Annotated in this window: 31 protein-coding genes; 24 read left to right on the top strand and 7 right to left on the bottom strand. The window is 36.2% G+C overall.

The annotated features are described in order from the left end of the window. Positions 1-21: 21 nt before the first annotated feature. Positions 22-573, bottom strand: coding sequence for a GNAT family N-acetyltransferase (locus K5S59_RS04010; protein ID WP_000803488.1), 552 nt, complete (start codon positions 571-573; stop codon positions 22-24). Positions 574-728: 155 nt separating this feature from the next. Between K5S59_RS04010 and spoIIM the strand changes: the two genes are divergently transcribed. The 9 genes from spoIIM (at position 729) to corA (ending at position 8,784) form a co-directional block, all read left to right on the top strand. Beyond that, positions 729-1,346 (top strand): stage II sporulation protein M, encoded by a 618-nt coding sequence (gene spoIIM, locus K5S59_RS04005; protein ID WP_232289188.1) that lies wholly within the window; start codon positions 729-731, stop codon positions 1,344-1,346. A 106-nt stretch (positions 1,347-1,452) separates the two neighbouring features. Further along, positions 1,453-1,908 carry a ferric iron uptake transcriptional regulator gene (gene fur / locus K5S59_RS04000; protein ID WP_000392655.1) on the top strand — a complete coding sequence of 152 codons (456 nt, stop codon included), beginning with the start codon at positions 1,453-1,455 and terminating at the stop codon, positions 1,906-1,908. A 103-nt stretch (positions 1,909-2,011) separates the two neighbouring features. Then, on the top strand, positions 2,012-2,242 hold the full coding sequence (locus K5S59_RS03995; RefSeq protein ID WP_001250433.1) for a YqzK family protein: 231 nt from the start codon (positions 2,012-2,014) through the stop codon (positions 2,240-2,242). A 6-nt stretch (positions 2,243-2,248) separates the two neighbouring features. Then, a complete protein-coding gene (gene xerD, locus K5S59_RS03990) occupies positions 2,249-3,139 on the top strand; it encodes a site-specific tyrosine recombinase XerD (RefSeq protein WP_000390082.1) in 891 nt (296 codons plus the stop codon). A gap of 144 nt (positions 3,140-3,283) precedes the next feature. Next, entirely contained in the window at positions 3,284-4,027 is a 744-nt protein-coding gene (locus K5S59_RS03985; protein ID WP_033656201.1) for a FixH family protein, read from the top strand. 402 nt (positions 4,028-4,429) lie between these two features. After that, a complete protein-coding gene (gene deoB / locus K5S59_RS03980; protein ID WP_001046084.1) occupies positions 4,430-5,614 on the top strand; it encodes a phosphopentomutase in 1,185 nt (394 codons plus the stop codon). A gap of 12 nt (positions 5,615-5,626) precedes the next feature. Continuing rightward, the gene (locus K5S59_RS03975) at positions 5,627-6,448 is read left to right on the top strand and encodes a purine-nucleoside phosphorylase (RefSeq protein WP_001078444.1); all 822 of its coding nucleotides are present in this window, start codon (positions 5,627-5,629) and stop codon (positions 6,446-6,448) included. A 7-nt stretch (positions 6,449-6,455) separates the two neighbouring features. Next, the gene (locus K5S59_RS03970) at positions 6,456-7,760 is read left to right on the top strand and encodes a pyrimidine-nucleoside phosphorylase (RefSeq protein WP_001243078.1); all 1,305 of its coding nucleotides are present in this window, start codon (positions 6,456-6,458) and stop codon (positions 7,758-7,760) included. Between the two features lie 61 nt (positions 7,761-7,821). Then, entirely contained in the window at positions 7,822-8,784 is a 963-nt protein-coding gene (corA, locus tag K5S59_RS03965) for a magnesium/cobalt transporter CorA (protein ID WP_002008459.1), read from the top strand. A gap of 35 nt (positions 8,785-8,819) precedes the next feature. Here corA and K5S59_RS03960 read toward each other — a convergent pair whose 3' ends face one another. Continuing rightward, the gene (locus K5S59_RS03960) at positions 8,820-10,109 is read right to left on the bottom strand and encodes an NCS2 family permease (RefSeq protein WP_000676232.1); all 1,290 of its coding nucleotides are present in this window, start codon (positions 10,107-10,109) and stop codon (positions 8,820-8,822) included. Between the two features lie 134 nt (positions 10,110-10,243). Beyond that, positions 10,244-10,915, bottom strand: a complete 672-nt coding sequence (locus K5S59_RS03955) for an SIMPL domain-containing protein (protein WP_001161443.1) — start codon at positions 10,913-10,915, stop codon at positions 10,244-10,246. A 159-nt stretch (positions 10,916-11,074) separates the two neighbouring features. On the opposite strand from K5S59_RS03955, the gene K5S59_RS03950 reads away from it, so the two are divergent. Together K5S59_RS03950 and K5S59_RS03945 are read left to right on the top strand one after the other, a co-directional pair. Beyond that, positions 11,075-11,494: a MarR family winged helix-turn-helix transcriptional regulator gene (locus K5S59_RS03950; RefSeq protein ID WP_001003309.1), complete on the top strand. Its 420-nt coding sequence runs from the start codon at positions 11,075-11,077 to the stop codon at positions 11,492-11,494. A gap of 102 nt (positions 11,495-11,596) precedes the next feature. Continuing rightward, positions 11,597-12,142: a hypothetical protein gene (locus K5S59_RS03945; protein ID WP_000822686.1), complete on the top strand. Its 546-nt coding sequence runs from the start codon at positions 11,597-11,599 to the stop codon at positions 12,140-12,142. 24 nt (positions 12,143-12,166) lie between these two features. On the opposite strand, the gene K5S59_RS03940 is transcribed toward K5S59_RS03945, so the two are convergent. From K5S59_RS03940 to K5S59_RS03925, 4 genes are read right to left on the bottom strand one after another with little or no spacing between them, the layout of a single operon-like run. After that, positions 12,167-13,231, bottom strand: a complete 1,065-nt coding sequence (locus K5S59_RS03940) for an ABC transporter permease subunit (RefSeq protein ID WP_120450844.1) — start codon at positions 13,229-13,231, stop codon at positions 12,167-12,169. 12 nt (positions 13,232-13,243) lie between these two features. Beyond that, positions 13,244-14,308, bottom strand: coding sequence for an ABC transporter permease subunit (locus K5S59_RS03935; RefSeq protein WP_000468552.1), 1,065 nt, complete (start codon positions 14,306-14,308; stop codon positions 13,244-13,246). Beyond that, positions 14,298-15,179: an ABC transporter ATP-binding protein gene (locus K5S59_RS03930; RefSeq protein ID WP_098110681.1), complete on the bottom strand. Its 882-nt coding sequence runs from the start codon at positions 15,177-15,179 to the stop codon at positions 14,298-14,300. The genes K5S59_RS03935 and K5S59_RS03930 overlap by 11 nt, the downstream gene beginning before the upstream one ends. Next, positions 15,145-15,564: a GntR family transcriptional regulator gene (locus tag K5S59_RS03925; RefSeq protein ID WP_000548032.1), complete on the bottom strand. Its 420-nt coding sequence runs from the start codon at positions 15,562-15,564 to the stop codon at positions 15,145-15,147. The genes K5S59_RS03930 and K5S59_RS03925 overlap by 35 nt, the downstream gene beginning before the upstream one ends. A 166-nt stretch (positions 15,565-15,730) precedes the next feature. On the opposite strand from K5S59_RS03925, the gene dacF reads away from it, so the two are divergent. The 13 genes from dacF to spoVAF all read left to right on the top strand — a co-directional run bounded on the left by dacF (position 15,731) and on the right by spoVAF (position 25,449). After that, positions 15,731-16,921 (top strand): serine-type D-Ala-D-Ala carboxypeptidase DacF, encoded by a 1,191-nt coding sequence (dacF, locus tag K5S59_RS03920; protein WP_000831998.1) that lies wholly within the window; start codon positions 15,731-15,733, stop codon positions 16,919-16,921. A 170-nt stretch (positions 16,922-17,091) separates the two neighbouring features. Next, positions 17,092-17,442 carry an anti-sigma F factor antagonist gene (gene spoIIAA, locus K5S59_RS03915; RefSeq protein ID WP_000059133.1) on the top strand — a complete coding sequence of 117 codons (351 nt, stop codon included), beginning with the start codon at positions 17,092-17,094 and terminating at the stop codon, positions 17,440-17,442. Further along, on the top strand, positions 17,443-17,883 hold the full coding sequence (gene spoIIAB / locus K5S59_RS03910) for an anti-sigma F factor (protein WP_001243399.1): 441 nt from the start codon (positions 17,443-17,445) through the stop codon (positions 17,881-17,883). Between the two features lie 12 nt (positions 17,884-17,895). Next, positions 17,896-18,654 carry an RNA polymerase sporulation sigma factor SigF gene (sigF, locus tag K5S59_RS03905; protein ID WP_000350734.1) on the top strand — a complete coding sequence of 253 codons (759 nt, stop codon included), beginning with the start codon at positions 17,896-17,898 and terminating at the stop codon, positions 18,652-18,654. A gap of 133 nt (positions 18,655-18,787) precedes the next feature. Continuing rightward, entirely contained in the window at positions 18,788-20,314 is a 1,527-nt protein-coding gene (locus K5S59_RS03900) for a sodium-dependent transporter (protein WP_000450078.1), read from the top strand. Further along, positions 20,314-20,412 (top strand): methionine/alanine import family NSS transporter small subunit, encoded by a 99-nt coding sequence (locus tag K5S59_RS03895; RefSeq protein WP_000016829.1) that lies wholly within the window; start codon positions 20,314-20,316, stop codon positions 20,410-20,412. Before K5S59_RS03900 ends, K5S59_RS03895 begins: the two co-directional genes overlap by 1 nt. Before the next feature lie 116 nt (positions 20,413-20,528). After that, positions 20,529-21,149: a stage V sporulation protein SpoVAA gene (gene spoVAA, locus K5S59_RS03890; protein ID WP_000438357.1), complete on the top strand. Its 621-nt coding sequence runs from the start codon at positions 20,529-20,531 to the stop codon at positions 21,147-21,149. Further along, entirely contained in the window at positions 21,142-21,558 is a 417-nt protein-coding gene (spoVAB, locus tag K5S59_RS03885) for a stage V sporulation protein SpoVAB (protein WP_000572949.1), read from the top strand. Before spoVAA ends, spoVAB begins: the two co-directional genes overlap by 8 nt. Positions 21,559-21,572: 14 nt before the next feature. Beyond that, positions 21,573-22,031: a stage V sporulation protein AC gene (gene spoVAC, locus K5S59_RS03880; RefSeq protein ID WP_000147729.1), complete on the top strand. Its 459-nt coding sequence runs from the start codon at positions 21,573-21,575 to the stop codon at positions 22,029-22,031. 13 nt (positions 22,032-22,044) lie between these two features. Beyond that, positions 22,045-23,061, top strand: a complete 1,017-nt coding sequence (spoVAD, locus tag K5S59_RS03875; RefSeq protein ID WP_098258871.1) for a stage V sporulation protein AD — start codon at positions 22,045-22,047, stop codon at positions 23,059-23,061. 3 nt (positions 23,062-23,064) lie between these two features. Further along, a complete protein-coding gene (spoVAE, locus tag K5S59_RS03870; RefSeq protein WP_000345910.1) occupies positions 23,065-23,415 on the top strand; it encodes a stage V sporulation protein AE in 351 nt (116 codons plus the stop codon). A 5-nt stretch (positions 23,416-23,420) separates the two neighbouring features. Further along, entirely contained in the window at positions 23,421-23,990 is a 570-nt protein-coding gene (gene spoVAEA / locus K5S59_RS03865) for a stage V sporulation protein SpoVABEA (RefSeq protein ID WP_001254415.1), read from the top strand. Then, on the top strand, positions 23,977-25,449 hold the full coding sequence (gene spoVAF / locus K5S59_RS03860; protein ID WP_212981880.1) for a spore germination protein: 1,473 nt from the start codon (positions 23,977-23,979) through the stop codon (positions 25,447-25,449). The genes spoVAEA and spoVAF overlap by 14 nt, the downstream gene beginning before the upstream one ends. Positions 25,450-25,532 lie beyond the last annotated feature (83 nt).

The raw sequence follows: 25,532 nt of genomic DNA, 5'->3' as shown, positions 1-25,532 counted from the left end.
CTCGCCAAAGGCGAGTGTTTTTTAATTGATTTTTGCGTATACGCGTGCATCACGTAAGCTACCGTCTGGTGCTATGAAATCATTTTCCATTGTACCTTCTAGAATAAACTCTAAACGTTCTGCTAAGTTACATGCATTTGTATTGGTTGCATCAATACGAATTTCAATTCTTCTAGCACTTAGCTTATCAAAGGCGAATTGAATGGCACCTTTAATAGCTTCAGTCATATAGCCTTGTTTTGTATACGCACTATGCAGCCAGAAGTGAAGTGAAAACTTTGGAATATCCCAGTTTTCAGGCTTAAGCGTTATAGCTCCGATAAATGTACCAGATACTTTATCGTATAAGTGAAAATCAAGTGTTTCACGAAGTAAAAACTGTCCGTGAGCGTTACGAACGATTTCTTCAGCACTTTCTTCTGTTTCAGCGTTAATTGGCATCCACGGTACTAAGTCTTCTAGAGAAGCTTGGATTGCTTCATACACTTCTGCACCATCACCTGGAAATGGCTTACGAACTTGTAAGCGTTCAGTTTGAAATAATGTTGGAAAATCTAATAATAATGGTTTCAAGAGAAATCCCTCCTATTCTCTACTTTTTAGTTTAGCAAAGTAGAGCGGAATTTCAATGTTAATTCGTCATACTTTTTTCTTTCTTTCATACATTTTTAGTAAGAGTGTGAACGGAGGGAAGAAAAATGTGGAGAAAAACTTGGCAAGATCGTGTAATGTCTCACATACAGGAAAACTCTTCATTATATATATTTAACGCTGTTTTATTATTGATGGGAGTAATATTTGGGGCCATTCTTGTAAATAGTCTACAATTAAATCAAAAACAAGATTTATCATTTTATTTACAACGTTTTTTTGGACAAGTTTCTAAAGGAGAATTTGCTATTGCAAGCGAAATGTTTCGAGAAAGTTACTTTTCGCAATTAAAATACATTGGATTTATTTGGATTTTGGGGATTTCAATTATTGGATTGCCACTTATTTTTATTTTATTGTTTGTAAAAGGAGTAGTTGTCGGATTTACAGTAGGTTTTTTAGTCAGTCAGCATGGATGGAATGGGTTATTATTAGCATTCGTTTCTGTGTTGCCACAAAACCTCATTATTATTCCAGTATTTCTCGTTATGACAACAATTGCAGCAAGCTTTTCCTTACGCATGATTAGGCATCAATTTATTCGGAAAATAACCGAGCCACTATTACCGTTATTAATTCGTTATACATGCTTCTTTCTTATAATTGGAGCGGTGTTAGCTCTTGCGTCTAGTGTAGAAGCTTATGCATCACCAGTTTTAATGAAAGAAGTCGTTAAGGCTATTAATAAACAATAAATACTTTATGAGAATAATTATCAATTTGTTTTTATTGTTTTTCTTTTGACAGAAGCCCTTCTTCTGATATAATGGTGTAAGAGTGGCGAGGAGGGAGTAGTACCGAATGGAAGAAAGAATTGAACGAATTAAGAAGCAATTACATGCAGCGAGCTACAAGTTAACACCGCAACGTGAAGCAACAGTTCGTGTGCTGCTAGAAAATGAAGAAGATCATTTAAGCGCAGAAGATGTTTACCTCCTTGTAAAAGAAAAGTCGCCAGAGATCGGATTAGCAACCGTCTATCGAACTTTAGAACTATTATCTGAGTTAAAAGTTGTCGATAAGATTAACTTCGGAGACGGTGTTTCACGCTATGACTTACGCCAAGAAGGTGCGCAGCGTTTCCACCATCATTTGATTTGTACACAATGTGGTGCTGTACAAGAAATACAAGAAGATTTACTTGGTGAAGTGGAAAGGAAAGTAGAACATGACTGGAGCTTTAAGGTGAAAGATCATCGTTTAACATTCCATGGGATTTGTAAAAATTGTCAAGAAAATGAAACGGATGAAAAATAACCTTTTCCTATTTATCTAGGAAGAGGTTTTTTATTTGAATAAGGTATAAATTGATGAAAGCTTGGCATATGTTGTAATAACTTATATTTTGGAGGAGTTTACAATGCGCCGAGCTTTAAAATTAACTTTTGATGGAATAAAAGTATTTTTATTATTTACAAGTTGTACGATTTTGTTTTATTTCGCTATACTATGGATAAATGAAGAATATGAAAGCTATCATCGTTATGAAAAGCCACAAGAAGAGACTGTAGAAAAAGTATCAGGGAATGAAGAGCCGGCAAAGGATGCTTTCGTAAATAGAATGATGTTTTTCTATGAAAATGGGGAGTAGTGTAGATTGGAAGATCAATTAAAAGATTTTATTCATTATATGGTTGTCGAAAAAGGGCTTGCGAAAAATACAGTAGTATCTTATGAACGTGATTTAAAAAGTTATGTAAAGTATTTACAAAATGTAGAACAGGCGAAAAGCTTTCATGAAGTGACACGCTTGCACATTGTTAATTTTCTGCAGCACTTAAAAGAAAACGGAAAATCTTCGAAAACATTAGCACGTCATATTGCATCGATTCGTTCGTTTCACCAGTTTTTACTTCGTGAACGAGCGGTAGAGCACGATCCATCCGTACATATTGAAACGCCGCAAGGAGAACGAAAATTACCGAAAGTATTATCAATCGATGAAGTAGAAGCGTTACTTCAGACACCGAAAATGACGAGTGCTTTTGGGGTTCGTGATAAAGCGATGCTAGAGTTATTGTATGCGACAGGGCTTCGTGTTTCGGAATTAATTGCTTTAAACTTAGAAGATATACATTTAACGATGGGATTTGTTCGTTGCATAGGGAAAGGGAATAAAGAAAGAATTATTCCACTAGGAAGTTTAGCGACGGAAGCGATTCAAAAGTATATTGAAAAGGGAAGAAGAGAATTGATGGGTAAAAGAGTAGTAGATGCACTATTTTTAAACCATCATGGGAATCGATTATCAAGACAAGGATTTTGGAAAATTTTAAAACGATTAGCGAAAGAAGCAAATATTGAAAAAGAGCTTACACCGCATACGTTGCGCCACTCTTTTGCTACGCATTTATTAGAAAATGGAGCAGACTTGCGTGCTGTGCAAGAAATGCTTGGACATGCAGATATTTCAACGACGCAAATTTATACGCATGTTTCAAAAGCTAGATTAAAAGATGTATATAAACAGTTTCATCCGAGAGCATAGTTACTATGCTCTTTTTTTCATAGATTCAAAAGGCTATAGCACTTCACAAAAACTTCACAAACATTTCGTACATTGTTTTCAGCAGAAGACTAGAATATTACAATGTATTTCCTCTATACTAAATAAAGTATGAAGGAGGAAATGATGATGAAAAAACTTATTATGACTTTATTTATCGCGATGCTAGCATTGGCTGGCTGTAATACAAACAAAGAAGAACCGAAAAAAGAACAGAAACTAGAAGCTGTAAAAGTAGCAGTTCAAACAAATCCGAAAGAAATTAAACCTGGTGAAAAAACAGAAGTACAAGCACTTGTTACGCAAGGAAAAGAAAAAGTAACCGATGCTGATGATGTAAAGTTTGAAATTTGGAAAGCTGGCGACGAAAAGCACGAAATGTTAGATGGTAAGCATAAAGGTAAAGGTGTTTATGCTGTAGAGAAAACGTTCGAGACAGATGGAGTGTACCATATCATCGCTCACACAAATGCGCGTGAAATGCATGTTATGCCAGAAGTAAAAGTGGCTGTAGGAAATGCGAAAGTAGAAGATGCGAAAAAAGAAAATAGTGATCACGGTGCAGGGCATGGCGATCATAAAAGTGATACAATGATCCACCTTATGGCTGGTGACATAAAAGCAAACGTTGAATCGACTATGAAAGTTCATTTAAAACAAAAAGAAGAAGCGTTAACTGGTGCTGAAGTACAACTTGAGATTTGGAAAGATGGTGTTGAAAAACACGAATTTATTCCAGCGAAAGAAGGAAAAAAAGGAGAGTATGAAACGAAACATACTTTCAAAGAAAACGGTGCTTACAAAGTGAAAGTTCATGTTAAAAAAGGCGAACTGCATGAACATAAAGAAGAAACAGTAGAAGTAAAATAAAAAGTAGCTCTTTAGAGCTGCTTTTTTTATTTTTATCTCGTTATTTGCGGGCAGATTAAAGTTTCGCTTTATATGACGAAATAAATCATAAAATAATTAGCACTTATTTGCATAATGGATTACAATAGAAGTGTGAAGAAAATGAGAAATTCTACGAAAATGTATTAAAAAGAAAGCGTAAACATGTTATGATATCAGTATCAGATGTCTGACATCTGACTTAGAAAAAACTAGAAATGTTTTTGAGTCGTTTCAAAGTAAACGAAATAGGTTAGAGAATCATTTAAAGAAGTACTGTTTGACAATGAGAACGAAAGAGAATTCTTATGGAGAACAGTTTCACTTTATAGCGTTTTGAACATACTACAAGAAGTAGAACTGAACTTATAGGAGGTCGCAGTTATGAATAAATATAAACGTATATTCCTAGTCGTAATGGATTCTGTTGGAATCGGTGAAGCACCAGATGCTGAACAATTTGGTGATTTAGGATCTGACACAATCGGTCACATTGCTGAACATATGAATGGGTTACAAATGCCTAACATGGTGAAATTAGGTCTTGGTAACATTCGTGAAATGAAAGGTATCTCTAAAGTAGAAAAACCACTTGGATATTATACAAAAATGCAAGAAAAATCTACTGGTAAAGATACAATGACAGGACATTGGGAAATCATGGGTCTTTACATTGATACACCATTCCAAGTGTTCCCTGAAGGATTCCCAAAAGAATTACTTGATGAATTAGAAGAAAAAACAGGTCGTAAAATTATCGGTAATAAACCAGCTTCTGGAACTGAGATTCTTGATGAACTTGGTCAAGAACAAATGGAAACAGGTTCTTTAATCGTTTACACTTCTGCTGATAGCGTATTACAAATCGCAGCACACGAAGAAGTAGTGCCACTTGATGAGTTATATAAAATTTGTAAAATTGCACGTGAATTAACGTTAGATGAGAAGTACATGGTAGGTCGTGTTATCGCTCGTCCATTCGTTGGTAAGCCTGGAAACTTTACACGTACACCAAACCGTCATGATTATGCATTAAAACCATTCGGCCGTACGGTAATGAATGAATTAAAAGATAGTGACTACGATGTGATTGCTATCGGTAAAATCTCTGACATCTATGATGGTGAAGGGGTAACTGAATCACTTCGTACGAAGTCTAATATGGATGGAATGGATAAGCTTGTAGATACATTAAATATGGACTTTACAGGTCTTAGCTTCTTGAACTTAGTTGACTTTGATGCATTATTTGGACATCGCCGTGATCCACAAGGATACGGAGAAGCGCTACAAGAATATGATGCTCGTCTTCCAGAAGTATTCGAAAAACTAAAAGAAGATGACTTATTATTAATTACAGCAGACCATGGTAATGATCCAGTACATCCTGGTACGGATCATACACGTGAATATGTACCGTTATTAGCATATAGCCCAAGCATGAAAGATGGCGGACAAGAACTATCACTTCGCCAAACATTTGCTGATATTGGTGCAACGGTAGCAGAAAACTTCGGTGTGAAAATGCCAGAACACGGAACAAGCTTCTTAAACGAGCTAAAGAAATAGGGGGATAAACAAATGAATCGTGAACTTATTACAAAATCAGCTTCATACTTAAAAGAGAAATTTCAAGAAACGCCACAAGTAGGACTAATCCTTGGATCAGGACTAGGTGTATTAGCAGATGAAATCGAGAACGCAGTAACAGTACCTTACAGTGAAATCCCTGAATTCCCAGTATCAACTGTAGAAGGACATGCAGGTCAATTAGTATTCGGTACACTTCAAGGTGTAACAGTAGTAGCAATGCAAGGACGTTTCCACTTCTATGAAGGATACGACATGCAAAAAGTAACATTCCCAGTTCGTGTTATGAAAGAACTAGGTGTAGAAACAGTTGTTGTAACAAATGCAGCTGGTGGTGTAAATACATCATTCGAGCCAGGCGATCTTATGTTAATTTCAGATCATATTAACTTCATGGGTACAAATCCATTAATCGGACCAAATGATTCTGAGATGGGTGTACGTTTCCCTGATATGTCTACATCATATACGACAGAGCTTCGTGAAATGGCGAAACAAGTCGCAGCAGACTTAAATATTAAAGTACAAGAAGGTGTATACGTTGGAATGACAGGTCCTGTATATGAAACACCTGCTGAAATTCGTATGCTTCGTACACTTGGCGGAGATGCAGTTGGTATGTCAACAGTACCTGAAGTAATTGTAGCTCGTCATGCTGGTATGAAAGTACTTGGTATTTCTTGTATTTCAAATATGGCAGCTGGTATTTTAGATCAGCCACTTCACCACGATGAAGTAATCGAAACGACAGAACGTGTTAAAGCTAACTTCTTAGCATTAGTAAAAGCAATCGTAAAACAAATGAAGGGGTGACCTCACAATGAGAATGGTGGACCTAATTGCAAAAAAACGTGACGGACATGCATTAACGACAGAAGAAATTAACTTTATTGTTGAAGGATATACGAATGGTGATATTCCTGATTATCAAGTAAGTTCACTTGCAATGGCAATTTTCTTCCAAGATATGAACGATCAAGAGCGTGCTGATTTAACAATGGCAATGGTAAATAGCGGTGATACAATCGACTTATCAGCTATTGAAGGAGTAAAAGTAGATAAGCACTCAACAGGTGGCGTTGGTGATACAACAACACTTGTATTAGGTCCATTAGTAGCTGCTTTAGGTGTACCGGTTGCAAAAATGTCTGGACGTGGTTTAGGACATACTGGTGGTACAATTGATAAATTAGAAGCAGTTCCAGGATTCCATGTTGAAATCGAAAATGATGAATTCATGCGTCTTGTAAATGAAAACAAAATCGCAGTTATTGGTCAAAGTGGAAACTTAACACCTGCGGATAAAAAATTGTATGCACTTCGTGATGTAACGGCAACAGTAAACTCAATTCCGCTTATTGCAAGCTCGATTATGAGTAAAAAAATTGCTGCTGGTGCAGATGCAATTGTTCTTGATGTAAAAACTGGAGCAGGTGCATTTATGAAAACAGATGAAGATGCAAAACGTTTAGCAGAAGCAATGGTGCGCATTGGTAATAACGTTGGTCGTAATACGATGGCTGTTATTTCTGATATGAGTCAACCACTTGGTGAGGCGATTGGTAACGCACTTGAAGTACAAGAGGCAATTGATACGTTACAAGGTAAAGGACCAAAAGATTTAGAAGAGTTATGTTTAACACTTGGAAGTCAAATGGTATACCTTGCGGGACAAGCTTCATCTTTAGAAGATGCACGTGAGAAATTAATTGAAGTCATGAACAACGGTAAAGCGCTAGAATCATTTAAAACGTTCTTATCAGCGCAAGGTGGCGATGCATCTGTTGTTGATGATCCTTCAAAATTACCACAAGCACAGTTTAAAATTGAAGTAGAAGCGAAAGAAGACGGTTATGTATCAGAAATCGTTGCAGATGAAATCGGAACAGCAGCAATGCTTTTAGGAGCAGGACGTGCGACGAAGGAATCTGAAATTGATTTAGCAGTTGGCTTAATGCTTCGCAAAAAAGTAGGGGACAGCGTGAAAAAAGGTGAATCCCTTGTTACCATTTACGCAAACCGTGAAAATGTGGAAGATGTAAAAGCAAAAATTTATGAGAACATGAAGATCTCTAAAGACCACGTAGATGCACCAACTTTAGTGCATGGTATTGTAACGAAGTAATAAAAAAGGCCAAGGAGTATTTCTCCTTGGCTTTTTTTGCTATTTTTTGTTTATAATAATAATGGGTGAAATTATGATTAGAATTTGTGCAATAACAAAAACAGATGAAGTATTATATGATGTTTCGCTAGAAGAAACAACGAAAGACCATATTGTATGGTATTGGCTAGATTTATATAAGCCAACGAAAGAAGAGTATACATACATTTTGCAAGATCATTTTAAGTTCCATCCCCTTGCAATTGAAGACTGTATAGAATATGTACAGAGGCCAAAAGTTGATTTTTATGATGGATATAACTTTTTAGTTCTTCATGCATTTGGTGAGGATGGATTAGAACCGCACGAGATCGATTTATTTATTAGTGATCGTTTTATTGTTTCTTTCCACTTTTCTCATAACAATGCAATCGAAAGAGTATGGAAAACACTTGGAGAAAAGAAGCGTATTAAAAATAGTCCGTTACATGTAGCTCATACAATTATCGATCAAATTGTGGACGACTATTTTGCACCTGTATATTACATTGAGGATCATTTAAATGCAATTGATGATAATTTAACGGGTGAGACAGCAGGAAGTGTGCTAGAAGAAGTATTTGATATACGTGCAGACTTATCAAAACTAAGGCGTACAATCATTCCGATGCGTGATTTATTGTATCGTATTTTAAATTCGACTCGTTTTTACGGTATAAGTGATCATGAAATTTACTTTAAAGATATACATGATCATTTGCTTAAACTGACAGAAATGATTGAGGCAAGCCGGGAGTTAACGGCAGATATTCGAGATAGCTATTTTTCATTAAACTCACATCATATGAATAACATTATGAAAACATTAACTGTATTCTCGACTATTTTCATGCCATTAACATTTATTGCGGGAGTATACGGAATGAACTTTACGCATATGCCGGAGCTTGGTGGACAATATAGTTATTTTATTTGTCTACTTCTAATGGCACTAATTGGCGGTGGCATGATGGCTTGGTTTTATAAAAAAGGATGGTTTAAGTAAAAAAACACCGAGGAAAATTCCTCGGTGTTTTTTACTTAACCAATAGCATGTAATACAAACATGGCTAAGAATAAGCATGTAACGATATACATAGACGGTGCGACTTCTTTATGCTTTCCAAGAGCAACTTTTAAGATAGGATAAGCAATAAATCCGAACGCAATGCCATCAGCGATACTATATGTGAGCGGGATCATGACGATAATTAAGAACGCTGGAAATCCTTCTGAAAAATCGTTCAGAGGAATTTGCTGAATGCTTGTAATCATCAGGCCGCCAATAATAATTAAGATTGGTGCAATGGCACTATCAGGAATTAGTTTGACAAACGGAAGTGCAAACAGTGATGCAAAGAATAACAACCCTGTAACGATAGACGTCAGACCTGTCTTTCCGCCTGCAGTAATACCTGCGGCACTCTCTACTGTTGATACGGTAGGGCTTGTGCCAAATAGACCACATGTCATTGCTGAAATTGCATTGGCTTGGTAAGCACGTGGGAATTTACGGTCATCTTCTAATAAACCGTGCAGAAGTCCCATGTTCTCAAAAATAAGCACCATGCTTAAGGAGAATGTTGCAATCCAAAACGGTAAGGAAGAAAGTTTGCCAAATGACATAGCTCCAAACACATCGCCGTAATTAGCGAATGAGAATGAACTAGTTCCGATTTGACTTGTATCAACAAGACCAAATAGCCATGCAATACCAGTTCCTATTGCAATCGTCCATAAAAAGCTTCCACGTACGTTACGAATAAATAGTACAAGTGCAACGATAAGAGTAAGTAGTGTCGCAAGAACGACAGGGTTACTTAATTTACCCATTGCAACAGCAGTATTTGGATTCGAAACGACTAAACCACCTTTTTGCAATCCGATAAATGCTAAAAATAATCCGATACCGACAGTAATAGCTTCCTTTAATGACTTTGGAATCGATACTGAAAGCACGCGAGCGATTGGTGTAAACGCAGCAATTGCAAAAATAATACCAGAGATGAAGACAGCTGCTAATGCTTCCTGCCAAGTTAATCCGAGCGTATGCACAGCGGTGTACGTGAAGAATGCATTTACACCCATACCAGGGACAAGAATAGCAGGTGCATTTGCCCAAAATGCCATGAGCAGACATCCGATAAATGAACTGAAAACAGTTGCTAAAATTCCAGCTTCAAGAGGAATGCCAGCATCGGATAAAATGGATGCATTTACAATCATAATATATACGATCGTGAAAAATGACGTAACTCCAGCTAAAACTTCTTGTTTTGGTGATGTTTCGTGTAAACCTAATTTAAATGTTCTTTCAAGTATTCCTTTCATGTTAAACCTTCTTTTTCATATCCCTCTCCCACCCGTGATATCTCTTTCGTAAGAGCTCACCGTCCTTTATTATATCAGAACATCATGTTTTTACAACAAGGAAAATGATAACGTTTACTTATAAATGAAATTATTTATAAATACGTAAAAATCGCTCGTATTGTTGAAATGATTTCTAATTCTCCCGATTGAATGGGCGGAGCTGCTTGTGCATGTAAAGTAGCAAAGGACGCAACTTCTCGTGGTAATTGAGCAGATTCTTCAACGAATGAGAGTGGAACAGGATTAATGTTTAAATTGTATGTACTCGCAATAGCACGAGCTTTTTCTACCGCTTGCTGCAGAGCTTGAATGAGAGCTTGCTCGTAATATTTATTTGGATGAGATATTCGAAAACGTAACCCTTTTGCTAAGTTTGCTCCATTTGAAACGGCTATATCATATACTTCCCCTGCTTTTTGTACATTTAAAACGGTAATTTCATACAAATGTTCCACACGGTATCCTTGTAGTAATGCTTTATCATTTACATATTCGTACTGGGGCGTAATCGTATATGAAATGGTTTCTATATTTTTGTCAGCAATCCCTAGTTGTTTTAGTGCATCTAATAATTGTTTTGATTGCACTGCATTCTCTTCTTGTGCCTGTTTTACATTTTTATGATCTGTACGAATACCAATTGTTAATATAACAACATTTGGTTTTGCTTTTACAACGCCTTCACCTTGCACTGTAATGGTAGCTTCTTTTCCAGTATTAGCTGTACGTACATTGTGTAAATAAGGGTTCATTCCACCTTGCATTTTCCATCACCATCCTTATTTATATGTATATGTGTGAACAAAAAAGAAATTTGTATGAAAAAGTTACATAAATGGGAATGTTAGAGAAAGAAAGCATATACAACGAGGGTATTTATAGATTATAATATGTGTAAATATGATAAAAAAGGGACGAGGCTAGTGAACGAAAAAAGAGAAACACTGATTTTAGAATTATCCGGATCATTTCGAAAGATGATACGTTTATTACAAAATGATATTAATACACGTTTTGCAGAACATATGCCATACAATGAATTTTCTGTATTACGCGCGTTATTTTTAAAGAGTCCACAGATGGCTTCGCAAATTGCGAGTGAAGTAAACGTAACCTCCAGTCATATTACAGCTGTTACTGATCGTCTCGTACGAAAAGGCTTTGTAGAAAGAAAGCGTTCAAATTCTGACCGTCGTATCGTGTACTTAGAAATTACAGAACACGGAAGAGAAGTAACTGAAAAACTTGAAGCTGTGCGTAAAGAATATTATAAAGAGAGATTTAAAGGTTGGAGCGACCAAGAAATAGAAATGGTGTTAGAGCTATTTGGCCGCGTATTATAATAAATGAGGATAGGAAGCGAAAGCTTTCCTATCCTTTTTCTTTTGAATAAAAATATTTTGAAACTCCAATACTTTAATTAAAAAGAATCGGAGTGAAAAATTATGAAACGTATTTCTATGCTTTTCATTATGATCGGAAGTTTTTTCTGCTTTAATCAATTCGCGGATGCCGCATCGCCTCTCCAAGTCGTTCAAAAAGAATTACAACATATTTCAAATAAGCAACCTGTTTTATATTCAAAACTATGGATTCGTTCAATGCAGAATACTATTTTATTTCATCATAGTGATGACACTCGGCATGAAGATACGATTAGTAATGTAACAAAGTCTTCTCTTGTAAAAGTAAAACAACTACCACTTCAAAAAGCATCGCAGTACATCCCGAGATTATCACAATATATTTCTAAGTTTGAGGCTGAGAATGTGCAAGTGTATTATGTTGCAGCTCGTTATGAAGTGAAAAAAGAAAATTCGTATCAGTTAAATGGCATGAATTATTTTATGCAAGTGTTTATTCAACAAGGGGGAGAATGGAGAATTGCTGAAAGTATAGTTGCTCCAACAGATCAAATCGTGGCAAATGGTGACGGATTTGGAACGAAGCAAGAAAAAGAGTATGGGAAAAGAAGAGAGAATGTGAAATAACCTCCTCATCGAGAGGAGGTTATTTTATTTAAAATTCCAAGAGACTTTCCATTTTAATATTTTAGGTAGGAAGAAATACGTAATGAAACTAGTCAATAAAAATCCGATGTAAAAGCTGGACAATGACTGCTTGTGACTTAGTATTAAACCTCCAATGATCCCACCAAAGAAAATCGCACAAGCTAAAACTACTTTTTGTAGTTTTGGATATAGTAAGTAGTTACCATTTCGCTCATTGGCTGAACGGGCATATAAATATATACCGAGTGGTAATAAAACAATGATATGTGCGATAGATCCAATCAATGTTTTTGCCGGTGGAATCTTTGTAAAGTTTGGTTCGTTATGACGCACTCCATTCTGATCGGTATAAGCGCTTTGTGGATCATAATTAAAGTCAATATAAAAATCTTCTGCTGGACTAGAAATACGTATGTTTTCCATCATATTATGTATAAGACTTTTGTCCTCATGAAATTCAGTGTTTGAGTGAACAACAATGACTCCTGAGATAAGTGATGGAAGTAAAGCTGGGAAGAATAGTATAACTGCAGTGAGAAATCCTTGCGATATAATATTCCCTGCAATGGTTCCTACACATAAGGCAAGTGTATAAATTGCGAATAATACAATTAACATGTATATAAAGTAACTATGAAAGGGGGAGAATACTTGATATTTATTATGAAAAGTCAACTTTTTCATAATAGCAAATAGTCCCCAGTTTAAAACGACAACAGCCGCGATATTACAGAGTCCAAACAACCATTTCGTTATATAAAGGTGTGAACGTTTAAATGGCATAGACCATAACAAGTCGCTATAGTTATTTTGTCTTTCCCAGCCGATTAATGTACAGGCCAGAACGATAAGTGCAGCACCTTGAAATATGACAGGTTCCATAAGTGATAAATCAAAATTGTAATGATATATAATTTTCGATTCTTTATTCATATTTAGAAAATATTGCTGTTGAATAGAAGTCATATAGTATTTATATGACAAAGTATAGAAGCTGACGAGCCAAAATAACCATACAACATATTTACTTTGTTGATATGTTCTTAGCCACAGTGCTTTTTGAAACATAGGATCTCTCCTTTAAAAAACTTTATAATTTGTTAGGCGTGATAATACAACATAAGTAATGATTCCAGCGAGAAACAAACTGATATAGTAGTTAGGTAAGAAATAAAATTGATTTATTTTATAGCCACCTAGTAATGCAAAGTAAATGGTTGTCCCCCATATCCATATTTTTAAATGTTTTTGGAAAATAAATATCTTTTGACTATTTTCATTTGGTGACCGCATATATAAATATGTCCCAAGTAGTAAATAAAATATTGTATAGAAAATAGGGACTAACATTGATTTGGCTGAATAATATTTATGAGATACTGGATTTCTTAAAGTAGTTGGATCGTTGTCCTGCTTTCGGTATTCTGGATCATAGTTATAATCAATAGAAAAGCGATATATTGGTGCAACTATATTTGTTTTTTGATTGATTTCATAAAGTTGTTCATATAGCTTATAATTTTTAGGATCGGTAGCTTCTAAATGATTTATTGTAAAAGTGTAAACTAGTGGAATAAATGTAAGTCCCATTAGTAGCCACGGAATACAAAAAACAACCTGGGAAACAATGCTTCCAGTAAAAGTACCGATGCATAGTGCAGCTGTATATACTGCAACATAAGAAACAATGGCATAAAGAAAGTATCGATGAAACGGACTAAATGATTGATAATCAAAATGAATAGTTGTTCTATAAATAACATACATAAGAATCCAATTTACAAGTAATGAGCTCACAATACAAAAGGAACCGAAAGCCCATTTCGATAAGAAAACATCTTTTCTTTTAAACGGCATCGTCATAAGTAGTGTATTAGATTGGTTACTACGTTCCCAACCTATCAATAAGCAGGCTAAAGCAATGATAAGAAGAGTTAACCAAAAACTATTACCTTCTCCTGAAGAAAAGGTATAAAAATAATAATACTGTTTCCCTTTTTCTTGTAATTCGTAATATTTATCGAGTTCCATCTGAGCACTTCTATAGTATCCTAAAGATAAAAGATAAAGCGAACTAAAGAAGAATAGTAACACAGCATATTTCCCGCGTTTCCAATTCCACATCCACAACGCCTTATGAAACATACCCATCCTCCTCCAGTGTCGTAACGAAGACATCTTCAAGTGACATTGTTAATTCCTCAATGAGTATAGGTTGTTCTTTATAAAACTTCTCCAGTGTTGTAGCTACATTTCCCTCAATTAAGATTGTAAATACTTTTCCTGTTTGATTTAATATTTTAATATTGCTTAAGTTTTCTAGTTTTTGAGGTAGTGATCGTTCATAAGCTACTTGTATTTTAGCAAATCGTGATTTTGCATCGTCTAGTGATGTGATAGAAGAGATAGTATGGCCTTTTAATATAATGATTGTATCTGCAATTTGTTCCACTTCATCTAAATGGTGAGTTGAGATGAAAATGGTAATCTCTTTTTCTGCAACTTCTCCAACGAGAAACTGTAAAATCTGCCGTTTAACGATAGGATCAAGTCCGTTTGTCGGTTCATCTAAAATGATATATTCTGCTTTTGTAGAAACGGCTAAAATGATGGCAAGGAGTGCTTTCATTCCTTTTGAATAGCTACGAATTCGTTTGTTTGGTAAGTTAAAACGTTCTAAAAGTTCATAGAAATATGCTTCATCAAATGCGGTATAAACTTCTTTATAAAACTTTACAATTTCTTTTACCGTATATCCGTTCAATATGTTAGTAGAATCCGGAACATATACGATTTTTTGCTTTATTTCAGGACACTGATGAATGTTTGTATCTTCATATGTAACAGTCCCTGCATCAGGGTCTAAAATGCCGACCATCGTTCGTAATAAAGTTGTTTTCCCTGCACCGTTTCTTCCGAGTAATCCGATGATACTTCCTCTTTGTAATGTGAAAGAAACATCATCTAAAATTGTTTGATTATCAATCGTTTTCTTCAAGCTTGTCACTTTCAGCATCCGCATTTCCTCCAATCTCTTTGTAATATGAATCTATCCAATCATGAATTTTATCTTTCGTAACACCAAGATAAGAGGCTTCTAATAGTAATTGATGAAATTGCTTTTCAACCATAGCGATTTTCCTTTCGTCTAATGTTGGGGTAATCGATTGGGATACAAATGTTCCTTTTCCTCGTAATGTTTCAATAATCCCTTGTCGCTCTAACTCTTGGTACGCCTTACTCACTGTATTTGGATTTATAACGAGTAAAGAAGCAAGTTCGCGTACAGAAGGTAGTTTGTCACTTGGAGCTAACATGTTCTTCAATACGAGTTCTTTTATATTTTGAACAATTTGTTCCCATATCGGAGTGTTGCTTCTTGGATCAAGTTGAATATGCAAGAGCAATGTCTCCTTTCTGACTTGTATTAAGTGTACTACTCGGTGTAATACACTTAATACAATATAGGTGATGAATGTATTTGTCAACTGAAAATATTAGAAAAAAATGGTATTAAAAAATAAAAAATTGGAAAAAATAGGTCTGATATAGAATGGAGGGTTAGTCATGAAGCGAGTTTTTGGAATACTTGTTTGTTTCATGTTATTGCTTTCTGGTACTTCAGTTAGTTTCGCACAATCTGAGAAAACGAAGCAGGAGAAAACAGAAGAAACAACGCCGAAGTTAGCGGAACAAGCGTCGTCAGCAATTGTAATTGAACAAGATACAGGTAAAGTTTTGTTTGATAAAAATCCAAATGAGAAGTTACCACCTGCTAGTATGACGAAGATTATGACAATGCTATTAATTATGGAACAAGTTGAAAAAGGAAAACTAAAACTAACCGATAAAGTTAGAGCAAGTGAACATGCAGCTTCAATGGGTGGATCACAAATCTTTTTAGAGCCTGGTGAAGAGATGACTGTAAATGAAATGCTAAAGGGTATTGCCATTGCATCTGGAAATGATGCGTCTGTTGCAGTAGCGGAGCATATCGCTGGTTCAGAAGAAGGTTTTGTAAATATGATGAACAAAAAAGCGAAAGATTTAGGACTGAAAAACACTCATTTCCAAAATCCAACAGGTCTTCCGGCTAAAGACCATTATTCTACAGCAAATGATATGGCTATAATGGCGAGAGAATTAATGAAGTACCCACTTATTCGCAAATACACGGGTAAATATGAAGACTATTTACGTGAAGATACGGATAAGAAGTTTTGGCTCGTGAATACGAATAAGTTAGTACGTTTTTATCCTGGAGTAGATGGCGTGAAAACGGGCTTTACGACAGAAGCAAAATATTGTTTAACAGCATCGGCTGAAAAGAATGGGATGCGTGTTATTTCAGTTGTTATGGGTGCACCTACATCGAAAGAACGGAACAATCAAGTAACGAAGCTTCTTGACTATGCATTTGGTCAATATATGACAAAGAAATTGTATACACGAGGCGAAAAAATTAAGACTGTCCAAGTAGGAAAAGGAAAAAAAGAAAAAGTAGATTTAGTTGCGTCAGACAATGTGTCTCTTCTTATGAAGAAGGGCGAAAATATGGACAAAGTAAAGCAAGAAGTAATTGCTGAAAAGAAAGTGAAAGCGCCGATTAAAAAGGGCGATGCACTTGGTACACTTGTTATTAAAAAAGATAAAGATGTTTTATTAAAACAAACAATTGTAGCAAAAGAAGATGTTGCTGCGGCGAGCTGGTGGGAGTTATTTAAAAGAAGTTTTGGGATGTTTTCAACATCAAAATAGCGGCAAACATTTTGCCGCTTTTCTATTCGTATGAAAGTAAAAAATTGCTGAATGCTTTCACTTTATGGCGAAATAGTTCTTCTTTTGTCAGTAGGAAGGATTCTTATGTTGAATCACGAAAATCTTTATGTATGTAAATGAGTAAAGTTTGAGCATAAGGAGGAAATCGTGTGAGTCTTTCCATGCAATTAGAAGTAAAACGTGACGTCCTATGTGTGAGACTAGCGGGTGAATTAGATCATCATACTGCTGAAGAGTTGCGAACGAAAGTAACAGATATGATTGAGACACATGGTGTTCATCATATTGTTTTGAGCCTAGAGAACTTATCGTTTATGGATAGTTCTGGTTTAGGTGTTATATTAGGCCGATATAAGCATGTAAAGGGATTAGGTGGAGAAATGGTTGTTTGTGCAATTTCACCGCCTGTTAAACGTTTATTTGAAATGTCGGGCTTATTTAAAATTGTTCGCTTAGAAGAAAGTGAAGCGCATGCGCTCGCGACGTTGGGGGTGGCATAAATGAGAAATGAAATGAACCTTCAATTTTCAGCATTAAGTCAAAATGAATCGTTTGCTCGCGTTACAGTAGCTGCTTTTATTGCGCAACTAGACCCAACGATGGAAGAACTTACGGAGATTAAAACAGTTGTGTCAGAAGCAGTTACAAATGCAATTATTCATGGGTACGAAGGAAATGCAGAAGGTGTTGTTTATATTTCTGTAATTTTGGAAGAAGCAATGGTGAAACTCACGATTCGAGATGAAGGGATTGGCATCTTTGATTTAGATGAAGCAAGACAACCCCTTTTTACAACTAAACCTGAATTAGAGCGTTCCGGAATGGGATTTACTATCATGGAAAATTTTATGGATGAAGTAGAAGTTATTTCAAACGAATCTTTCGGGACAACAATCCATTTGACAAAATACTTATCAAATAGTAACGCTCTATGCAATTAAGGAGAATAGCCTATGGACATAGAGGTCAAAAATGAGAAGAAGAAACCTCAGTTAAAGGACCACGAGCTAAAAGCGTTAATTCAACAAAGTCAAGATGGAGATCAACAAGCGAGAGATACAATCGTTCAAAGTAATATGCGTCTCGTATGGTCGGTTGTGCAGCGTTTTCTTAATCGAGGATACGAACCAGACGATTTATTTCAAATTGGATGTATTGGGCTCTTAAAATCGGTAGATAAATTTGATTTATCTTTCGACGTGAAATTTTCAACATATGCAGTTCCAATGATTATTGGAGAAATACAACGATTTTTACGTGATGATGGATCAGTGAAAGTAAGCAGGTCTTTAAAAGAAACAGGAAATAAAATTCGAAAGATGAGAGACGAGCTTTCGAAAGAATTCGGAAGGGCCCCAACGATTAATGAAGTAGCCGAAGCGTTAGAACTAACGCCAGAGGAAGTGGTTCTGGCGCAAGAAGCGAGTCGAGCTCCTTCATCTATACATGAAACGGTGTATGAAAACGACGGGGACCCAATTACTATTTTAGATCAAATTGCAGATCAATCTGAAACGAAATGGTTTGATAAAATTGCTTTAAAAGAAGCAATTAGAGAATTAGATGAGCGAGAACGTTTAATCGTGTATTTACGCTACTATAAAGATCAAACCCAATCAGAAGTAGCAGAGCGCATAGGCATTTCGCAAGTACAAGTTTCAAGACTTGAAAAGAAAATATTAAAACAGATGAAAGATCGAATAGATGAATAGCTATTCGATCTTTTTTTATGCCTTTACTAGGAGGAGATTGTAAACTTTCGTAAAAGTTTACAGAATTTATTGATAATTTAGTAAATTTAAAATATAATCCAAGTATGAACTTGTCACAAAGGGGGAAGGAAATATGGAAACGAGGCAACAATGGGGAACGAGGGCTGGATTTATTTTCGCAGCGGTCGGCTCTGCCGTTGGATTAGGAAACATATGGCGTTTTCCTTATACAGCGTATGAAAATGGAGGAGGCGCATTCTTTTTACCGTACTTATTCGCATTATTAACGACTGGTATTTCATTATTGGCGTTTGAATTTGCTCTTGGGCATCGTCACCGTGGTTCAGCGCCGCTTACGTTCTTCCGTATTCATCGGCGTGCTGAATTCATTGGATGGTGGCAAATGTGTGTAACGTTTATCGTTTCAACATATTATGCAGTAATTATTGCTTGGTCTATTTCATATACGTACTTTGCAATTACTGGAGCATGGGGGAAAGACACGCAATCATTTTTATTTAAAGAGTACTTACATGTTGCAGATAAGCCAGGGCAGTTTGGGGGGCTTGTGCCGGAAGTATTAATTCCATTAGCTCTCGTTTGGATTATTGTGCTCGGCGTTGCATTCAAAGGAGTAAAAAAGGGAATTGAAGTGGTTAACCGTATTTTCATTCCTTTACTAGTTGTTATGTTCCTTATTATCGTAGTTCGTGCAGTGACGATGGAGGGTGCGATGCAAGGGTTAGATGCATTCTTCAAACCAGATTGGAGTCGTATTTTTGATGGGAAGGTATGGCTTGCTGCTTATGGTCAAATTTTCTTTAGCTTATCTTTAGCATTTGGAATTATGATTACGTATTCTAGTTATTTACCGAAAAACTCAGATACAACAAATAATGCCTTTATTACTGGTTTTGCAAACTCAGGATTTGAATTGTTAGCAGGAATTGGGGTCTTTGCAGCTCTTGGATTTATGGCAAACAATATGGGAGTACCAGTTGATAAAGTAGCAAGTGCTGGTGTAGGACTTGCATTCGTAGTATTCCCGCAAATTATTAATGAATTACCGATGTCACCGTTATTTGGCGTATTATTTTTCTTATCATTAACGGTTGCCGGAATTACATCTCTCATTTCGCTTGCGGAAGTATGTTTTGCGGCCGTATCTGAAAAGTTCAGCTTAAGCCGCCAAAAAACAATTGGAATTATGGGGACGCTTCTCGTACTAGTTTCTCTTGTTTTTGCAACACGTGGCGGGCTTATGTTCCTAGATGTTGTTGATTATTTCGCTAATAACTTCGGATTAATTTCAATTGCATTAGCAGAAGTAGTTACGATAGGACTCATTTTACGCCGTTTACCAGTTTATCAAAATCACGCAAATTTCGTATCTGATATTAAGTTAGGGACATTTTGGAGAGTGAGTTTACTCGTTATTACCCCGCTTATGCTAGGGTACATGTTAATTGATGGTACAATCCAAAATATTAAAAAGAACTACGGAGATTATCCAACGGAGTTTGTCGTAACATATGGTTGGTCAATTGCAGCAGCGTTCCTTATCGTTGCACTAATCATTAGTATAAAGAAATGGAATGCACAAATACATTCAGATTCTGCTAAGCTTGAAAAAGAATGGAAAGATCGGGGTGTTTCATAATGAGCGGATCAGCGATTATGATGATGGTTATTGGTATGGTAGTCATTTGGGGAGGACTCGCATTAAGTATTGCAAATTTATTTAAGAAAAAGGCATAAAATAAAAAACATCTGTACCGAAACGGTACAGATGTTTTTTTATGAAAAAATTGTATTAGAAAAAAATTCAATAACCATACTACAACTACGAGGAAGAGTGAAGAGGTGAATGGAAATTGGAACAAACAATTTATATTAAAATGCGTAATCGATTAAAAGTTTCGCCTACGTATGAAGTGAAGCTGGGTGATGTTGCTCAACTTGCGGGAGATGCTCTGGTAGTTCAGTCGTTACAAGATGAGGTAATTTACAAAATAACAGCGCATGATAAGACGCATGTCGTAATTGATATTATGAAAATAATTGAGGTTATTAGGCGAAAAGCGGCTCATATACAAATTAATTTACTCGGTTCTGGACAAACTCTTGTTGAAATTATATATGAAAAAAAGAAAGTACACCCAATTTTCTTTGGACTTGTATGGTTGTTACTTTTCATTGGAGCGGCCCTTGCGATCATTTATTTCCATGAAGATGTAAGCATGCAACAAGTGCACCAACGGTTATATTACATGATTACGGGAGAATTTAAGGCACAACCACTTTTATTTCAAATTCCTTATTCATTAGGTCTTGGATTAGGTATGGTCTTATTTTTTAATCATGTATTTCAAAAGCGAATTAATGAAGAGCCGAGTCCGTTAGAAGTGGAGATGTTCCAATATCAGCAGTCACTTGACCAATATGTAATTGTTCATGAAAACAAGGACAACATGAAACAACTTGCCGATGATTGAGTCTGGGCTTGTTATTTTAATTGGTTTAGCGGGAGGGATTGCGGTAGGTAGCGGATATGTCGCATTTTTAGCTGTACTTGGTATAATCCCTCGTCTAGCTCAATTAACGAGAAGTGGAAAGCACATTCAATATTTTGAGTGGGCAGTTATTGCAGGTACGTTAACAGGGGCTTGGTGTAGCTTGAAAAACATTACATTTCAAACATCGCAATATTGGCTTGTTATATTAGGTATATTTTGTGGCACATTCGTTGGAATGCTTGCAGCCGCATTAACAGAAGTGTTAAATGTTTTACCTATTTTAGCGAAACGGGTAGGGGTAGAGGGGAAAATTGTTGTTTTACTCGTTGCTCTTGTACTTGGGAAAGTAATAGGCTCGTTGTTTCACTGGATTTATTTCGTAAAGTAGGAGGCAATATATAAATGACAGGGCGAAAACTAAAGGATGATTACATAAATAAGGTGAAGGAGTACCATCCGAAACCAAATTATTTCATAAATTGTGTTAAGGCATTTCTTGTAGGTGGACTCATTTGTACTGTCGGAGAAGTATTGATGAAATTTTATATACATTATTTTCATTTCAGTGAACAAGAGGCAGGAAATCCGACAGTTGCAACGCTTGTATTGTTATCGGCGATTTTAACAGGTTGTGGTGTATATGATAAAATCGGTCAATTTGCTGGAGCGGGATCGGCAGTACCTGTTACGGGATTTGCGAATTCTATGGCGAGCGCTGCGCTAGAACATAAGAGTGAAGGAATTGTGCTTGGGGTTGCTACAAATATGTTTAAGCTGGCGGGAAGTGTTATCGTTTTTGGGGTCGTTGGGGCATACATTATTGGGTTAATAAGATATACATTTAACATTTTAATGTCTTAAAGGAGGGGCTAGTATGAGGTTGACTGGAAAACAAACGTGGGTATTTCAAAATGATATTTATGTGAATGCAACCGGTACTGCTGTCGGTCCGAAAGAAGCTGAAGGCCCTCTTGGAAAGGATTTTGATATTTCATACGATGATTTACATTGCGGAGAGGAAAACTGGGAACTTGCGGAACGAAGATTAATGTCAGATTCAATTCAGCAAGTTGTGCAAAAGGGAAATGTAAAAACATCACAAATTGATTTCTTTTTAGCGGGTGATTTATTAAATCAAACAGTGACAGCCAATTATGTTGCGCGTAAGTGGGGAATTCCCTTTTTAGGGATGTTTAGCGCTTGTGCGACCTCGATGGAGACTTTAGCGGTTGGTTCAGCCTTTATAGACGGTGGATTCGCAAATCGTGTTTTAGCGACGGTAAGTAGTCATAATGCAACGGCTGAAAGACAGTTTCGTTATCCAACAGAGTATGGGGGACAAAAACCAGGAACGGCAAACTCCACTGTTACAGGTGCTGGATCCATATTAATTAGTAAAGAAAAAAGTGCCATTAAAATTACGGCAGCTACGATTGGAAAAGTGCAAGATTTAGGAATTGCGAATCCTTTAGATATGGGATCGGCGATGGCGCCGGCTGCTGCTCATACAATTCAACAACATTTTGAAGATTTGAAGAGAAGCGCAGCAGATTATGATTTGATTGTTACCGGTGATTTATCAGCTGTTGGGACACCAATTGCGAAACAGCTTTTACTGGAAGAAGGTTATGATATTGGGCATATATATAATGATTGCGGATTAATGATCTATGATTCTGGTCAAGAAGAAGTATTTGCAGGTGGTAGTGGCTGTGCTTGTTCGGCTGTTGTCACATATGGTCATTTATTAAGCGAGATGCAAAAAGGGAATTTACAACGAATTTTTGTCGTTGCTACTGGTGCGTTATTAAGTCCGATGATGATGCAGCAGAAAGAAACCATTCCAACAATTGCACATGGTGTTGTATTTGAGAGAGTGAAGGGAGAGTGAATTGTGGATTTTATATATGCATTTCTTGTAGGAGGCGCCATTTGTGTAATTGGACAGGTATTGTTAGATTTCGCAAAGCTAACACCAGCCCATTTAATGGCTACCTTTGTAGTACTAGGGGCAGTTTTAGATGGATTCGGATTGTACGATAAGCTTATAAAGTTTGCTGGTGCTGGTGCGACAGTTCCTATTACAAGTTTTGGACATTCCCTATTACACGGGGCAATGCATGCGGCAGAAAAACACGGATATATTGGGATTGGTATGGGTATGTTTAGTTTAACGTCTGCAGGCATTTCTGCAGCGATATTATTTTCATTTTTTGTAGCACTTATATGTAAACCGAAAGGATAAATCAAATGAGACGAAGGGTTGTTTTGGTCACAGATGGAGATGAATATGCAAAGCGAACAATTGAGCTTTTAACGAAGGAATTTGGGGGAAGGTGTATTTCAGCATCACAAAGTAATCCAACCAAATTGACAGGGAAGAAAGTTGTTGAGCTTATTATGCAAACGCCATATGACCCTGTATTTGTCATGTTTGATGACAGTGGATTTATTGGAGAAGGATCTGGTGAAAAGGCTTTAAAATATGTAGCCACACATAAACAAATTGATGTACTGGGGATTTTGGCAGTAGCGTCTAATACACATCATTGGGAATGGGCACGTGTAGATGTAAGTGTAGATCGAAACGGGAATTTAACCGAATACGGTGTTGATAAATTTGGACTTCCAGATGGTGAAATTGGCAGAATTAGCGGCGATACAATTTATTGTTTAGATGATCTGAATGTTCCTGTCATTGTGGGAGTTGGTGATATTGGTAAGATGTGTGGCAATGACGAATGGGAGAGAGGATCACCAATTACTAAAAAAGCAATTCAATTAATTTTGGAAAGGAGTGGATTTTATGACGAAGCCTAAAAAAGTGAATATCCCTATTTCATCTTTTTTGAGTGATAATGAAAATTATTTAAAGCAAACAGTTGGACTAGGGGTTACATATGATGTTGGCATACGTAAATTTCAAATTTTAAATAAAGAAATTGGTGTGTTGTTTGTAAATGGACTTTGTGATACGAATTATATTATTCCTATTTTAGAAGAAGCGGTAGATACAAATGAAATAAGGGATGTAGAAGAAGATACAGTGAAGCTTTTAGAAAATCGTTTAATTCATCAACAAGTAAGTAAAGTGAAAACGATGGACGAGGTAATGCTCCAAGTATTATCAGGACTCATCATTATATTTGTGGAAGGTGAAACGGAAGCGTTCGCAATAGATGTTCGTAGTTATCCGGGCCGGACGCCGACAGAACCAGATACAGAAAAGGTAGTACGTGGTGCAAGGGATGGATTTGTTGAAAATATCGTTGTAAATACAGCGTTAATCCGTAGAAGGATACGTGACCCGCGTCTTCGAAATGAAATGATTCGAGTAGGAGATAGATCGCAAACGGATATTTGTATTACATATGTACAAGATGTTGCAAATCCGGATTTAGTTAAGATTATAAAACAAGAATTAAATAACATCGATGTCGATGGAATTACGATGGCGGATAAAACAGTGGAAGAATTTGTTGTAAAGCAAAGCTATAATCCATTCCCACTTATTCGGTATACAGAAAGACCGGATGTCGCAGCGAATCATATATTAGAAGGACATGTGTTAGTACTAGTTGATACATCACCAAGTGCTATGATTACTCCAACAACATATTTCCACCATTTACAGCATGCAGAAGAGTTTAGACAAAATCCGGCTGTAGGTACATTTTTACGTTGGGTACGTTTTTTAGGTGTCTTATTTTCCTTGTTTTTACTACCATTTTGGTTAGTATTTGTATTTGATCCAACTCTTTTACCAGAAAACCTTGCTTTTATTGGACCGACTAAGATGACACATTTACCAATTCTATTACAGGTGTTAATGGCAGAGGTCGGACTTGAGTTTTTAAGGATGGCAGCCATTCATACTCCAACGCCGTTATCGTCTGCAGCAGGACTAATTTCCGCCATATTAATTGGTCAAATAGCAATAGATGTAGGTTTGTTTGTACCAGAAGTTATTTTGTATGTAGCAGTTTCTGTGATCGGTGCATATGCAACACCAAGTTATGAATTAGGACTTGGAAATAAGATTGGAAAATTATTTGTTATTATTTTAACCGGTCTCTTCCATGAGATGGGATTTGTAATAGGTATGACGATATTACTTTTATTTTTAACATCTATAAAGAGTTTACAAACACCATACTTATGGCCATTTCTACCATTTGATTGGGGAGCTTTAACAAAGATTCTAATACGCCCAACAATGTCTAGTTTAAAAGTGCGCCCAAGTATTGTAAGGCCTCAAAATGTAAGAAGGCAAAAATAAGCAGGATTAACCTCCTGCTTATTTTTTTATCGAAAATTTATTGTTTTTTAACAAAAATCAAACATTTTTTGTGTACACTTAGA

The sequence above is a fragment of the Bacillus sp. BML-BC051 genome, assembly GCF_019656175.1.
Lineage (GTDB): Bacteria > Bacillota > Bacilli > Bacillales > Bacillaceae_G > Bacillus_A > Bacillus_A mobilis.
Note: the sequence above shows the minus strand (reverse complement) of the source record. Positions and strands in the feature narration are given on the sequence as shown.